Source organism: Pleionea litopenaei (assembly GCF_031198435.1).
Classification (GTDB): Bacteria; Pseudomonadota; Gammaproteobacteria; order Enterobacterales; family Kangiellaceae; genus Pleionea; species Pleionea litopenaei.
In genome coordinates, this window is sequence record NZ_CP133548.1 from 3,487,866 (window position 1) to 3,501,214 (window position 13,349).

Annotated in this window: 13 protein-coding genes; 11 read left to right on the forward strand and 2 right to left on the reverse strand. The window is 46.4% G+C overall.

What is annotated here, in order from left to right; all coding sequences use genetic code 11:
* Positions 1 to 11 precede the first annotated feature (11 nt).
* Positions 12 to 1,682 carry an energy-dependent translational throttle protein EttA gene (ettA, locus tag Q9312_RS15685; RefSeq protein WP_309201808.1) on the reverse strand — a complete coding sequence of 557 codons (1,671 nt, stop codon included), beginning with the start codon at positions 1,680 to 1,682 and terminating at the stop codon, positions 12 to 14.
* An 88-nt stretch (positions 1,683 to 1,770) separates the two neighbouring features.
* Between ettA and Q9312_RS15690 the strand changes: the two genes are divergently transcribed.
* The 3 genes from Q9312_RS15690 (at position 1,771) to Q9312_RS15700 (ending at position 5,292) form a co-directional block, all read left to right on the forward strand.
* Positions 1,771 to 3,615: a peptidylprolyl isomerase gene (locus tag Q9312_RS15690; RefSeq protein ID WP_309201809.1), complete on the forward strand. Its 1,845-nt coding sequence runs from the start codon at positions 1,771 to 1,773 to the stop codon at positions 3,613 to 3,615.
* 117 nt (positions 3,616 to 3,732) lie between these two features.
* Positions 3,733 to 4,671: a cation diffusion facilitator family transporter gene (locus Q9312_RS15695; protein WP_309201810.1), complete on the forward strand. Its 939-nt coding sequence runs from the start codon at positions 3,733 to 3,735 to the stop codon at positions 4,669 to 4,671.
* Positions 4,672 to 4,683: 12 nt separating this feature from the next.
* Positions 4,684 to 5,292 (forward strand): transglycosylase SLT domain-containing protein, encoded by a 609-nt coding sequence (locus tag Q9312_RS15700; RefSeq protein ID WP_309201811.1) that lies wholly within the window; start codon positions 4,684 to 4,686, stop codon positions 5,290 to 5,292.
* Between the two features lie 219 nt (positions 5,293 to 5,511).
* On the opposite strand, the gene Q9312_RS15705 is transcribed toward Q9312_RS15700, so the two are convergent.
* Complete coding sequence (locus tag Q9312_RS15705) at positions 5,512 to 6,237, reverse strand: DUF6901 family protein (RefSeq protein ID WP_309201812.1); 726 nt, start codon at positions 6,235 to 6,237, stop codon at positions 5,512 to 5,514.
* A 351-nt stretch (positions 6,238 to 6,588) separates the two neighbouring features.
* On the opposite strand from Q9312_RS15705, the gene glyA reads away from it, so the two are divergent.
* The 8 genes from glyA to thiL all read left to right on the forward strand — a co-directional run bounded on the left by glyA (position 6,589) and on the right by thiL (position 13,349).
* Complete coding sequence (gene glyA, locus Q9312_RS15710; RefSeq protein WP_309204514.1) at positions 6,589 to 7,842, forward strand: serine hydroxymethyltransferase; 1,254 nt, start codon at positions 6,589 to 6,591, stop codon at positions 7,840 to 7,842.
* Positions 7,843 to 7,942: 100 nt separating this feature from the next.
* Positions 7,943 to 8,398, forward strand: coding sequence for a transcriptional regulator NrdR (gene nrdR / locus Q9312_RS15715; protein WP_309201813.1), 456 nt, complete (start codon positions 7,943 to 7,945; stop codon positions 8,396 to 8,398).
* 11 nt (positions 8,399 to 8,409) lie between these two features.
* Positions 8,410 to 9,537, forward strand: coding sequence for a bifunctional diaminohydroxyphosphoribosylaminopyrimidine deaminase/5-amino-6-(5-phosphoribosylamino)uracil reductase RibD (gene ribD / locus Q9312_RS15720; RefSeq protein ID WP_309201814.1), 1,128 nt, complete (start codon positions 8,410 to 8,412; stop codon positions 9,535 to 9,537).
* A 20-nt stretch (positions 9,538 to 9,557) separates the two neighbouring features.
* Entirely contained in the window at positions 9,558 to 10,211 is a 654-nt protein-coding gene (locus tag Q9312_RS15725; protein WP_309201815.1) for a riboflavin synthase, read from the forward strand.
* A gap of 89 nt (positions 10,212 to 10,300) precedes the next feature.
* Positions 10,301 to 11,422: a bifunctional 3,4-dihydroxy-2-butanone-4-phosphate synthase/GTP cyclohydrolase II gene (gene ribBA / locus Q9312_RS15730; protein ID WP_309201816.1), complete on the forward strand. Its 1,122-nt coding sequence runs from the start codon at positions 10,301 to 10,303 to the stop codon at positions 11,420 to 11,422.
* A gap of 45 nt (positions 11,423 to 11,467) precedes the next feature.
* Positions 11,468 to 11,938: a 6,7-dimethyl-8-ribityllumazine synthase gene (gene ribH / locus Q9312_RS15735; RefSeq protein ID WP_309201817.1), complete on the forward strand. Its 471-nt coding sequence runs from the start codon at positions 11,468 to 11,470 to the stop codon at positions 11,936 to 11,938.
* Complete coding sequence (gene nusB, locus Q9312_RS15740; protein ID WP_309201818.1) at positions 11,938 to 12,369, forward strand: transcription antitermination factor NusB; 432 nt, start codon at positions 11,938 to 11,940, stop codon at positions 12,367 to 12,369. Before ribH ends, nusB begins: the two co-directional genes overlap by 1 nt.
* 8 nt (positions 12,370 to 12,377) lie before the next feature.
* Positions 12,378 to 13,349 carry a thiamine-phosphate kinase gene (thiL, locus tag Q9312_RS15745; RefSeq protein ID WP_309201819.1) on the forward strand — a complete coding sequence of 324 codons (972 nt, stop codon included), beginning with the start codon at positions 12,378 to 12,380 and terminating at the stop codon, positions 13,347 to 13,349.

Sequence of the window (13,349 nt, forward strand, 5' to 3'; positions counted from 1 at the left end):
TTTTTGTTTGATTAATCGTTACTCAACTTTCGATATTTGATCCGATGAGGTTGATCCGCATCGGCCCCCAAACGGCGCTTACGATCGGCTTCATATTCAGCATAGTTGCCTTCAAACCAGACGGTTTCACTGTTTCCCTCGAAAGCTAATATGTGCGTTGCAATTCTATCCAAGAACCAACGGTCATGTGATATTACTACGGCACAGCCCGGAAAAGCCAGCAATGCGTCTTCTAATGCACGTAAAGTTTCAACATCCAAGTCGTTGGTTGGCTCATCGAGTAATAGGACGTTGCCGCCGCTGCGTAATAATTTAGCGAGATGCACGCGATTACGTTCACCACCGGATAAGTCTTTAATAAGCTTTTGTTGATCGCTGCCTTTGAAATTAAATCGTCCAACATAGGCGCGAGAAGGCACCGTGTAACTGCCGACCGTAATATTATCTGAGCCATCAGAAATTTCTTGCCAGACGGTTTTCTCGCCATCGAGAGCGTCTCTTGATTGATCAACGTAAGCTAACTCAACCGTCTCACCAATTGAAATTTCACCGGCATCGGGCTTTTCTTGGCCCATAAGCATTTTGAATAACGTCGATTTACCCGCTCCGTTAGGACCAATGATTCCAACGATTCCGCCTTGTGGCAGTCGGAAGTTCAATTCGGTATAGAGCACTTTATCGCCAAAGTTCTTTTGCACGCCCTTAGCTTCAATCACATGACTGCCCAATCGAGGACCCGGTGGTATGTAAAGTTCACGAGTTTCATTGCGTTTTTGAAACTCTTGAGACGATAATTCTTCGAAGCGTTGCATACGAGCTTTGCTTTTGGCTTGTCGGCCTTTCGCATTCGATCGCACCCACTCCAACTCTTCTTGCATGGCCTTGCGGTGAGCGGTTTCTTGTTTCTCTTCCATTTCAAGGCGCTTTTCTTTTTGCTCAAGCCAAGAAGAGTAGTTGCCTTCCCAAGGAATGCCATGTCCTCGGTCAAGTTCAAGAATCCACCCGGCAGCATTGTCTAAGAAATAGCGATCATGGGTTACGGCAACGACGGTTCCGGTGAAGTCATGAAGAAATCGTTCTAACCAAGCAACGGATTCGGCATCCAAATGGTTAGTAGGCTCGTCGAGTAATAACATGTCGGGTTTCGATAAGAGTAACTTACACAGGGCGACTCGGCGACGCTCTCCACCAGACAGGTGTTTTACTTCGGCGTCCCATGGCGGCAAACGCAAGGCATCGGCTGCTCGATCTAACGTTCGGTCAACTTCCCAGCCGTTAGCCGCTTCAATTTTGTCTTGTAACTCAGCTTGCTCGGCGAGTAGAGCATCAAAGTCGGCATCAGGCTCACCAAAAGCGTTGCTGACTTCATCAAAACGCTTTAACCATTGCTTAACTTCGCCAAGTCCCTCTTCGACATTGCCGCGCACATCTTTGGACTCATCGAGTTGCGGTTCTTGTGGTAGGTATCCAATATTGATGCCTGGTTGCGGGCGCGCCTCGCCATCAAATTCAGTGTCAACGCCGGCCATAATTCGTAAGACCGTTGATTTACCAGCACCGTTTAAACCTAAGACACCGATTTTTGCACCGGGAAAAAATGACAGTGAGATGTCTTTAATGATGGTTTTGTTCGGAGGAACAACTTTGCTCACCCGATTCATGGTATAAATAAATTGCGCCATAAAATAGTTCAGTCGTCGATTAAAAAATGAAGCGTTTAGTGTAGCATCGATTTCAACAAATTGTGAGACTAGTATGAGGTTAAGGTCATTGTATTACAGGTCTGAGTCAGTCGAACCAAAAGGTTTATTGTTGGTTTGGGATTACCTTGCTTTGCTCACCCATCGGACGTGTCTTGGATTGTTTTTATTGGTGTTGATGGTTGGGCTGACTGGTTGTCAATCCACTCAATCTACTGCCTTTGAATTAGATTTAGAGGCGCAAGAAATGCGTTGGGAGATCGTTAAGGCGAGTGATCAAGGCGTGTTAGATAGCCCGGTTTGGCAGCAAGCCTTGCAGTCTTCTTATCCAGAAATACGGCGGCAAGCTCTGCAAGGACTGGCTAGATTAGCGCGTCCTGAGGCGGCGCAATTGGCCTATCCCTTCTTATCTCACCCTGATGCGAGGACTCGTCAACTGGCTGCCTTTGCGCTGGGCAGTAGTGCCTCAAAACAAGCAACGACTTGGTTGATCCAAGCCTATAATCAAGAGTCGGATACTGTTAATTCAAATGCTGTCGAATCAAATAGCGTCGTAAAAGAAGAGATAGCATTGGCTTTAGCGTCTTTAGGAGGTAACGCTGCGTTTCAATTCTTAAATCGGCAAGTTGCTGCTCTTCACAATGAAACGATGGAAGGAAGTTTAGAGCATTCGGCAGGCGCGGCGAAAGGACTCGGGCATTGGTTAACATGGAATCAATACACACAACCCGAGATTCAGGGTCTGGCTATAAAAAATTTGCTAGTAGGGAGTCAGTTACCCAATGACCAATCAATTAAATTTGCATTTGCCTTATCGCGGCTAAGCATGGCCGTCTCTGGATACACCGAGAGTGACTTGCTCAACGCAATTAAGAACAGCCAAAATGAGATCGCCCAAGGATTGTTGGTCAAGGCTTGGAGCCGTTTTCCACAAAGAGAAAATTGGATTGAGTTGTTACGTCTTTTTCCGACCGTCGCTGATCCTGTGAAAATTGAAGTGGTCAGGGCACTAGCGCCCTTTAGTGGTGAGCCAGAAATGTACCAAACACTCCTCAATGCCTATCCAATGCTAGATGACATCTTAAAAGCCGAAGTGGTGACTTCGTTGCTCACTGATGCGCCAGAGCAAGTTATGCGACCAGTGATCTACCAAAGCTTATTGAATGACAACGTTTGGTTGTCGGGCCTTGCATTACAATGGTTATCGAGTAGAGCCCCGAAAGAGGCATTGAGTGCCGCGCAAAAGATCAGCAAAGGTGCACCACGCTGGTTAAAGTTGCTTGCGTTAGACATTTTTAAGCAGCACCAATCGGAGCTGTTGGTCGATCAAATAAAGCGATTAGCGCTATGGCAAGACGATGCCGTTCGTGACGCTTACACGAAAGAACCAAAAGCCAACGCCGATTTACCCAAGCGAGAAACTCCCACGGTTGAACAAATGAGTCGAGCCATCGGGCAACGCATCGAAGTAGAAACGAATCGCGGGACTTTCGTTATGCAATTACATGTTGAAACTCCGGTAATTGCGGCATTTTTCATTGAGCAGGTGAATCGCCAAGGTTACGATGGCTCAGTTTTCTCGAGAGTCATTGCGAATTTCGTTGCTCAAGGAGGCGATCGAGTTGGCAATGGGCTTGGAGGTGCCGCTTTCCTTTTGCGCGATGAGTGGACGCTCGATGAACACACGCAAGGGACAATAGGAATGGCCAGTGCAGGAAAAGATAAAATTGGACAGCAATTTTTTATAAATTTACAACCAAACTTGCATCTAGATAGGCATTATACGGTTTTTGCACACATTACTTCTGGATGGGATATTGCATCGCGCTTACAAATGGGCGACTTTGTTCGAACGATGAGGCTTTTGCCTCAACCTACAGACCCTCAACCGATAGACAATAAAGTGAGCCGTTAGCAGGTTTGACTTTAGGCGGTTAGTTGAAGCATGTTGAGTTAAGCCTAATGTATTAAATAATAAACCAAGCGGCGAGCACTCGCGAATAAACAAGCAATAGGTAAAAGTAATTCTATTATGAGTCAGTCTTCAAAATCAGAGAACGCAACGCATCAACATGGGCATCAACACGCGCATACCCATAATCATGCTGATAACAGTAACGAAAAAGCGCTGCGTATTGCTTTCTTAATCATTTTTGTCTTTATGATCGTAGAAACGGTTGGAGGAATCGTTTCTGGCAGCTTAGCATTATTAGCCGATGCCGGGCATATGTTTACCGATGCGGCTGCTTTAGCTATGGCTTGGGGAGCATTTGTCGCCGCTCGCCGTCCGCCCGATCGAGAACATTCTTATGGGCACAAACGCTATCAAGTCATCGCAGCCTTTGTAAATGGAATATTACTGCTATTTATTGTGGTATTGATTGTCAAAGAAGCGGTAGAACGATTTGTTGAGCCACACCAAGTTGATGCTCCGATGATGTTGCTCATCGCATCAATAGGATTTGTGGTGAATGTTGTGACTTTTTGGATGTTGCACTCAGGAGAAAAAGATAACTTAAACATTCGCGGAGCCATGTTACACGTGTTGAGTGATTTGCTGGGCTCTGTCGTGGCTATCATTGCTGGGTTAGCCATTTATTTTTATCAGTGGATGTGGATGGACCCCTTGTTGTCTTTACTCGTTGCTGCTTTGATCGTTCGTAGCGGAGTGTATTTGGTGAAAGATGCGTTGCATATCTTGTTAGAAGGCGTTCCAAAGCACTTAGATATAGAGTCGATTAAACATCAATTAGCCCAATTGGATGAAAACATTGAGAGCATTCATCATGTACACACATGGAGTTTGAACGAAGAAGAAGTGTTAATGTCATTACACGTTAATGTAAAATCACTCGATGGATATGATTCGCTACTAAAGCGATTGCATCTGCATTTGCATGAATTAGGAATTCAGCATGCGACAGTACAAATCGAGAACAACTATTGCAGTAGTCGACTTGAGCAAGATTAGAAGTGAGTAATTATGGTTCGATTTTTTAAAATAAGTTTGGTTCTAGTCTCAATTCTTCTCACTAGCAGTTGTGCCACTTATCGGCCAGGAAATACCGAGAATATTTGTGAAATTTTTCGCGGCGAAACCGATTGGTATGAAGCGGCGGTCGATGCCAATGAAGAATGGGGAACGCCTATTTGGGTAATGATGGCGATTATGCACCAAGAGTCGCGCTTTATTCACGATTCTCGAGCACCTCGAGATTATGTGCTTGGCTTTATTCCGTGGGGTTACAAATCATCAGCCTATGGTTTCGCTCAAGCGAAAGACGAGGTGTGGGGAGAGTACCAAGATCAAGTGGATGGTGGCGCCGATAGAGATGACTTTGCGGATGCAATTAGTTTTATTGGTTGGTACACGCATCGTACACAACGACGATTAAATGTTTCTAAGTGGGATGCTTACAACCAATACCTAGCCTATCACGAAGGTCAAGGAGGATACAGTCGAGGTAGCTACCGCAGTAAATCTTGGTTGTTGAAAGTCGCCAAAAAAGTTCAAAATAAATCAAACCTATTTAATCAGCAATTAAAATCATGCAAATCAGAGCTCGATGATGAGATAGATAGTTGGTTTTAAGTTTCGCAGAATTTATAAATATAATAAGTAGTCGTGAAGAGGTGACGAAACCTGTTTCGGCTTTTAGTTTTATTTGCGTTTGTGGTCGTAGTGACTCAGTCGAGAGAGCATAGAAGCACAGCTTAAGGTGACTAGCTCAATGCCTCTAGTGCTCAACAAGAAAGTTCTTGTCGAGCGCTAGAGGAGAACGAATAGGCAATGAATATTTTTTTAAAAAATCTAAAACTTCAAGTCGATCAAGTCTTTATTTAGATCTAAGTAAACTTCAAAAAAGTTTTGAAATTCAAATAACGATTCTTCAATCATATCGGGAATAACTTTGGTGTACATATCGAGGCTAACAATCGCATTTAATGACGAGTCGGTTTTGGTCGCTTCTCGCAGTCGTGCTCCAATACCTTGATTGACAGAAGATAGGTTGCTGTATATTTTCTTCAGCCCTCGCAAGTGCCAATCCGCGGGCTGATCATTTTTATCTCTGAAGTACTGTGCCAGTAAGTACATTGAGGCTGCTCGATAAATGGTTTCTTGCTCATCCGCCAAAGGCAAATGAAAACGTGCCATAGGTCGAAAGTACGCCGTATGAGGACAACCGCTGGTCGCCATGACCAGACCTATAAAGGTACTGATGGCTTTTTCGGCGGTCGTTTTTTGTGAGGTCATTCGCTGAGGTGTTTTAACGACGAGTTTAACTGAGTCGAACGACTGTACCTTGTCGAACATTTTAGTATAACGAGCAAGGTGTTTGGCGGCTGGGCAATTGGGCGACTCGCTCGGTTTTAATGGGCAGTTGGGGCATTGTTTATAGCGTAATTTGGTCCACTCAGGCGTATTGGCAACGTAATCATCTTTCAATTGAAGCGTTTCTTCATTGAGTTGAAGGCCGACCGTTTCGATGTCGTTGTCAGCGAGTTGAAATCGATAAATAATATTGTAAGTGCCCATAGTCATGCTTTCTTTATTGTTCGCCAGTCGCGCTATTCAGACAGGCCAGTTGATAACTCGATGGTTGACACCACCTGTAGAGGTAATGATTTTTAACACTGCATGGATTTTCTTAACACTGCAGGTTTTTGTTATTCAATCTTAGCTTCTCAATAATAGAACAATTACACTGGTAATATACTCAAAAAATGGTGGCAGTTCTCAATTTTAGCAATTATTCAACAATTAGACTGCAGGGCAATGAGTGGGTGTAGGCTTGTAATTATTTCGAATAAGCACACGACATTGTCGAGACCTTTGGGTAAAATACGGCCAAATTTGCGAACGACCTGAGAGATGTAAATCATGAGCATGTTACACGATTCCACTTCTATTGCAGAATACGATCCGGAGCTTTGGAAAGCGATTGAAGATGAGCGCGCACGTCAAGAAGCGCACATCGAACTGATTGCTTCTGAAAATTACACCAGTACCCGAGTCATGGCAGCGCAAGGCTCGGTACTGACCAATAAATACGCCGAAGGATACCCTCACAAACGTTACTACGGTGGCTGTGAATACGTCGATGTGGCCGAAGATATTGCGATTGACCGGCTAAAACAGCTGTTTGGCGCAGATTATGCCAACGTTCAACCGCACTCTGGCTCGCAGGCCAATGCCGCGGTTTTTGGCGCTCTATTGAAGCCAGGTGATACCATATTAGGGATGTCTCTTTCTGATGGCGGCCACTTAACGCACGGCTCACCAGTGAACTTCTCGGGTAAGATTTATCATGCGGTTCAATACCCGGTCAACGCTGAAGGCTATATTGATTATGCACAAGTTGAAGCCTTAGCACTGGAGCATAAACCACAAATGATCGTTGCTGGTTTTTCTGCTTACTCAAGAGTGATCGATTGGGGTAAATTCCGTGAGATTGCCGACAAAGTAGGTGCTTATTTCATGGTGGATATGGCGCATGTTTCGGGCTTAATCGCCGCAGGCCTTTATCCCAATCCGGTCCCTCACGCCGATGTTGTTACCTCGACAACGCATAAAACACTCGCTGGCCCACGTGGCGGTATTATCATCGCTCGCGCGAATCCTGAGCTGGAGAAAAAGTTCAACTCTTCGGTATTTCCAGGGAATCAAGGCGGTCCGCTTATGCACGTGATCGCAGCGAAGGCGGTCGCCTTTAAAGAAGCACTCAGCGACGAGTTTAAAGCGACGCAACAGCAAGTGGTTAAAAATGCTCAAGCGATGGTTAAAGTGATTATGGAGCGAGGGTACAAAATTGTATCTGGCGGTACTGACAACCATTTGTTCTTGATTGACTTAATTGATAAAGATATCACAGGAAAAGATGCAGAGGCAGCCCTTGGGCAAGCGCACATTACTGTGAACAAAAACACCGTTCCGAACGAGCCTCGCTCGCCGTTTGTCACCAGTGGTTTGCGTTTAGGTACACCAGCAATCACCACCCGAGGGTTCAAAGAAGCAGAAGTGACTGAGCTCGCAGGTTGGATTTGTGACATTCTTGATGACATCAATAATGCTGACGTGATTGAAAGTGTTAAGGGAAAAGTGGCTGATTTAACCGCTAAGTTTCCCGTTTACCCTCAGTAATCAGCGCTATTCGCCGAATTTCGTTGCTTAAATCCCCATTGACAGATGCAGTAAATCGTCAATGGGGTATACTAAGCGGCGACTATTAATGAGGTGAATCATGTATTGCCCATTTTGTTCCCATTCAGATACTAAAGTCATCGACTCTCGCTTAGTGAGTGAGGGTGGTCAAGTACGCCGTCGTCGAGAGTGCTCGGCTTGTGGCGAACGTTTTACGACGTTCGAAGCCGCGGAGCTAGTGATGCCGCGACTGGTAAAAAGCGATGGCTCGCGACAACCTTTTGATGAAGACAAACTTCGAGCAGGTATCATGCGAGCGGTTGAAAAGCGACCAGTCAGTGTTGAGTCTTTAGAACATGCGATTATTCAAATTAAGAGTGCTTTGCGCGCGACTGGAGAGCGTGAAGTTGAAGCCAAGCTGTTAGGTGAGTTGGTGATGGAAGCTTTGAGAGAGCTAGACCAAGTTGCTTACGTCAGGTTTGCTTCGGTCTATCGACGCTTCGAAGACGTTAAACAGTTCAGTGACGAAATTAACAAACTTAATTCATCGAACTGATCTTAACCCCTATGACCTTATTTTCTTCTTTTGACTCGGCGATGATGGCGCGGGCGCTTCGACTCGCAGAAAAAGGCGTTTACCTTGCTCGCCCAAACCCTAGGGTGGGTTGTGTGCTAACTCGGGATGAGCGAGTTATTGGCGAAGGGTATCACCGTGTCTTTGGCCAAGCTCATGCAGAAATTGAAGCACTTCGACAGGTAGATGATTCGGCTCGCGGTGCCACGGCTTATGTGACCCTGGAGCCCTGTGCTCATCAGGGTAAAACCGGGCCTTGTGCCTTAGCGCTTATCGAAGCAGGTGTGACGCGCGTCGTTTGTGCAATGCGTGATCCAAATCCTCGTGTCGATGGTGGTGGCTTTGCGCTGCTTCAAGACGCTGGCGTGCAAGTTGATAGCGGCTTAATGGAGTCTGAGGCTAGAGCGCTCAATCCTGGGTTTATTAAGCGGATGACGCAGAACTTACCAAGAGTCACCGTTAAACTCGCCCAAAGCTTAGACGGTCGAACGGCGATGGCAAGTGGTGAGAGCCAGTGGATTACTGGTCCAGCAGCGCGGTTAGATGTTCAGCGTATGCGAGCATCGAGCGACGCCATTATGACGGGTAGCGGTACCTTTTTAGCCGATAATCCGTCACTTAACGTGCGCTCTGAGTTGTGGGATAAATTAGACAATCAACCTGATTGGGATCTGTTTCGGCAGCCTCTCAGAGTGTTAATTGATCGTCAAGGCCAGGCCAATTTGGCGCAAAAGTTCTTTCGAATAGACTCGCCAATCTGGTGGGTAACAGACAGCCAGAAGGCATTAACAGAGCAAGACTTAAGTCATGTGACTCGTCTGCCTTGGACAGAAGCCGTCGGGATCAGAGGCGTTCTTAAGCAATTGGCGGATGCGCAGTGCAACGACGTGATGGTTGAAGCCGGTAGTCGATTGGCGGGAGTTTTATTGCAGCAGGGATTCGTTGATGAGCTAGTCATCTATCAGGCAGCGAAAATCATGGGGAGCACTGCTCGACCACTAGTGGAATGGCCAATGGATAAGATGGAACAAGCTCAGCCGTTAAAATTGTTAGATTGTCGCCACCTAGGTGAGGATTTGCGTTTACGCTATCAGGTCGGCAACGAGTCTCGCTCATCGTGATTTAATTGAGGTAACTAGGTATGTTTACAGGAATCATTGAAGCCGTTGGGCGAATTCAATCGGTGCAAGACATCGGGGGTGATAAGCGCTTTACTATCGCCGTAGGTAAGCTGGATATGAGCGATGTGGCGTTGGGTGACTCGATTGCCTGCAACGGTGTTTGTTTAACCGTCGTTGATATGAATTCCGATACCTTTGTTGCTGACGTGTCAGGAGAGACGATCGGACTAACCGGCTTTCGTAACTATGGTTCTGGTCAAGCGCTTAATCTTGAAAAGGCATTAACGCCAACCTCAAGACTGGGTGGCCATTTAGTCAGTGGTCATGTGGATGGCATTGGCGTGGTGAAAAAGCGTTGGCAAGACGCCCGATCGTGGCGTTTTATCATTGAAGCGCCACAGGATCTCGCCCGCTATATTGCGCACAAAGGGTCCATCACCGTCGATGGCATCAGTTTGACTGTTAACCGTGTCGATGGCATTCAATTTGAGTTGAATATTGTGCCTCATACTTTGGCCGAAACCATCATGGAAGGCTACCAAGCGGGCACAGAGGTTAATTTAGAGGTGGATCAAATTGCTCGCTATTTAGAGCGTTTGTTAATGTTTCAACCATCTGAGCCAACCAGCAGGTTAACGGCTGAGAAATTGGCCGAGTTCGGATTTCACAAATAAGCGGTGATTTATTCAGTAAAATGCTCGATCACTGATATAATACACCCCTATCAGTTTGTATCACTCACAGGTTAAATAACGGCAGCAGTATGGCATTAAGCAATATCGCGGACATTATTGAAGATATCCGTCAGGGAAAAATGGTGATCTTGATGGATGACGAGGATCGTGAGAACGAAGGCGATCTGATTATGGCTGCATCGATGGTTCGGCCTGACGACATAAACTTTATGGCTCGTTATGGTCGCGGTTTGATTTGTTTAACGTTAAGTAAAGCCCGCTGTGAGCAGCTGAACTTATCACTGATGGTGCAACAGAATGGCGGACAATTTTCTACCGCTTTCACCACCTCTATTGAAGCCGCAGAAGGGGTAACCACTGGAATTTCAGCCGCTGATCGAGCGCGAACCGTGCAGGCAGCCGTGGCCGCCGAGGCAAAACCATCCGACTTGGTGCAGCCTGGCCACATATTTCCGTTAATGGCGCAGCCCGGCGGCGTATTAAGTCGAGCTGGGCACACTGAAGCTGGGTGTGATTTGGCCCGCCTAGCAGGTCTTGAGCCGGCTGCTGTTATCGTGGAAATTCTTAACGAAGACGGAACCATGGCGCGCCGCCCTGATTTAGAAGTGTTCGCGAAAGAACACGATATAAAAATGGGCACCATCGCCGACTTAATTGAATATCGAACCCTGAATGAAAAAACCGTTGAAAAATTAAGTGAATGCCAATGGCCAACACCCTACGGTGAATTTAGGCTGCATACTTACCAAGACAGTATCGATCACGGTGTCCACTTCGCTTTAGTAAAGGGTGATATCAATGGTGATGAGCCGACGATGGTACGTGTGCATGTTGCGAATGCATTGACCGATTTATTGCAAAAACAGCGTGGTAAATTATCCAGCTGGACGCTCAATCGAGCCATAGAGCGAGTCGCCAAAGAAGGGCAAGGCGTGGTGGTCGTGTTAGATAACCAAGAGACGCATGACTCTTTGCTCGCGCGTCTACAGCGCTACCAACAAGAAGACCAAGGGATTGAGTCACCGCGCCAAGATGCGAGTGCAGCATTAAGAAATGTCGGCGTTGGGTCACAAATTTTAGCGGACTTGGGCATTCATAAGATGCGCCTGTTGAGTCCAGAGAAAAAATATCATGCGCTGTCGGGGTTTAAACTCGAAGTGGTTGAATACATCGAAGACAGCGAAAGTTAATTCAGTTTTACATTGACCTTATTAAGAAATCATTAGGAATAGAACATGAAAACATTTGAAGGCCAATTGGTGGCGGGTAAAGCCAAAGCGAAATACGCTATTTTAGTGGCTCGGTTCAATAGCTTTGTGGTTGAAAGCCTGCTTGAAGGCGCTTTAGATACTTTAAAACGGCATGGCGTTGCAGAAGGCGATATTGAAATCTACCGCGTGCCAGGCGCCTTTGAAATGCCAATCGCTGCAAAGCGCATAGCCGCAAAAAAACAGCATCAGGCAATCATTGCTCTTGGTGCCGTTATTCGCGGAGGAACGCCGCACTTTGATTACGTTGCTGGTGAGTGCACCAAAGGTTTAGCACAAGTGTCGTTAGATGCCGATGTACCCGTTTCTTTTGGTGTTCTTACCGTCGATAGCATTGAGCAAGCCATTGAGCGAGCGGGAACCAAGGCCGGTAACAAAGGTGGTGAAGCTGCAGCAACTGCGATTGAAATGGTTAATCTGTTTGAGAGCATGAGTTAATGGCGTTTAAACCTTCACATCGCCGTAAGGCTCGTCATTATGCCGTTCAAGCTATTTACCAATGGCAAATGTCGGGCAATGCGGTGGCCGATATTGAAAATCAATTTATCGAAACCATTAACCCCAATAAAGTTGAAGTGCCATACTTTTTAGCGTTATTGCGCGGAACTTTAACTCATTTGTCGAATCTAGATGAACAACTGACGCCTTACATCGATCGTGACGTTGAAGAGATCGATCCGGTTGAGCGTGCGGTGTTGCGACTCGCCGCTTTCGAATTATTAGAGCGTCAGGATATTCCTTACAAAGTCGTGATCAATGAAGCATTGGAGCTCGCTAAAGTGTTTGGCGCCGAGGATGGTCACAAATATGTCAATGGAGTGCTCGATAAGGTGGCCAAAGTCATGCGGCCACTTGAAGTTCGAACCTAAGGGGAACCATGACTTTTTCTGAGTTCAATTTAATTGAACGTTTTTTTGTTCGTGATAATCCACAACGAAAAGACGTGGTGTTAGGTATTGGTGACGACTGCGCTATTTTGAATGTGCCCGAAGGGCAAAGTTTAGCGGTGTCGATGGATACGCTGGTAGAAGGGGTTCACTTTTTACATGACACCGCTGCTGCCGATGTCGCTGCGAAAGCGATGGCCGTGAATTTAAGTGATCTAGCCGCCGCCGGAGCTGAGCCTGCGTGGGTAACATTGTCCTTATCCATTCCGAAAATCGACATGGGGTGGTTGCAAGCGTTTAGTGATAGTTTTCATGAACTTTTGAATCACTATGGATTGCAAGTCGTGGGCGGCGATACGACCAAGGGACCTTTGTCGATCACCTTACAAGTTCATGGTTTTGTTCCTGCGAGCGTGGCACTAAAACGCAGTGGCGCGAAAGCTGGTGATATCGTGTGTGTCACTGGACCATTAGGCGATGCGTGTCTTGGTTTAAAAGTCGCGCAGCACAAATTAGCCGCCAATGGTGATGTTCGAGATTATTTATTGAATCAATATTATCGACCGAAAGCACGAGTGGCCGCCGGAATCGCATTGCGTAGTCGCGCGTCTGCGGCGATCGATATCTCCGATGGCTTAGTGGCCGATTTAGGGCATATTTGCAAAGCCAGTGATGTTGGTGCGGTTATTTATACCGAACAAATTCCCATCTCTGAGTCAGCGAAGCAAGTGACTTCAGCGGAGCGAGTGATGGATTGTGCATTGACCGGTGGCGACGATTACGAATTGTGCTTTACCGTTCCTGAGGATGACCTGCGCAAAGTTCAAGCCGCCTTAGAAACGGTCGGCGTTGCATGTTATGAAGTGGGACGCATTACCGGCAAAAAAGGCGTTCGTGTGATACAAGATGGTGAAGAGCTTGAATTAAACAAAGCAGGCTTTGATCATTTCGCCGCTGCTTGA

Bases quoted from the DNA above. Each gene is read 5' to 3' on its own strand.
- ettA (WP_309201808.1), bottom strand. From the start codon at position 1,682: ATGGCGCAATTTATTTATACCATGAATCGGGTGAGCAAAGTTGTTCCT.
- Q9312_RS15695 (WP_309201810.1), top strand. From the start codon at position 3,733: ATGAGTCAGTCTTCAAAATCAGAGAACGCAACGCATCAACATGGGCAT.
- Q9312_RS15700 (WP_309201811.1), top strand. From the start codon at position 4,684: ATGGTTCGATTTTTTAAAATAAGTTTGGTTCTAGTCTCAATTCTTCTC.
- Q9312_RS15705 (WP_309201812.1), bottom strand. From the start codon at position 6,237: ATGGGCACTTACAATATTATTTATCGATTTCAACTCGCTGACAACGAC.
- glyA (WP_309204514.1), top strand. From the start codon at position 6,589: ATGTTACACGATTCCACTTCTATTGCAGAATACGATCCGGAGCTTTGG.
- nrdR (WP_309201813.1), top strand. From the start codon at position 7,943: ATGTATTGCCCATTTTGTTCCCATTCAGATACTAAAGTCATCGACTCT.
- ribD (WP_309201814.1), top strand. From the start codon at position 8,410: ATGACCTTATTTTCTTCTTTTGACTCGGCGATGATGGCGCGGGCGCTT.
- Q9312_RS15725 (WP_309201815.1), top strand. From the start codon at position 9,558: ATGTTTACAGGAATCATTGAAGCCGTTGGGCGAATTCAATCGGTGCAA.
- ribBA (WP_309201816.1), top strand. From the start codon at position 10,301: ATGGCATTAAGCAATATCGCGGACATTATTGAAGATATCCGTCAGGGA.
- ribH (WP_309201817.1), top strand. From the start codon at position 11,468: ATGAAAACATTTGAAGGCCAATTGGTGGCGGGTAAAGCCAAAGCGAAA.
- nusB (WP_309201818.1), top strand. From the start codon at position 11,938: ATGGCGTTTAAACCTTCACATCGCCGTAAGGCTCGTCATTATGCCGTT.
- thiL (WP_309201819.1), top strand. From the start codon at position 12,378: ATGACTTTTTCTGAGTTCAATTTAATTGAACGTTTTTTTGTTCGTGAT.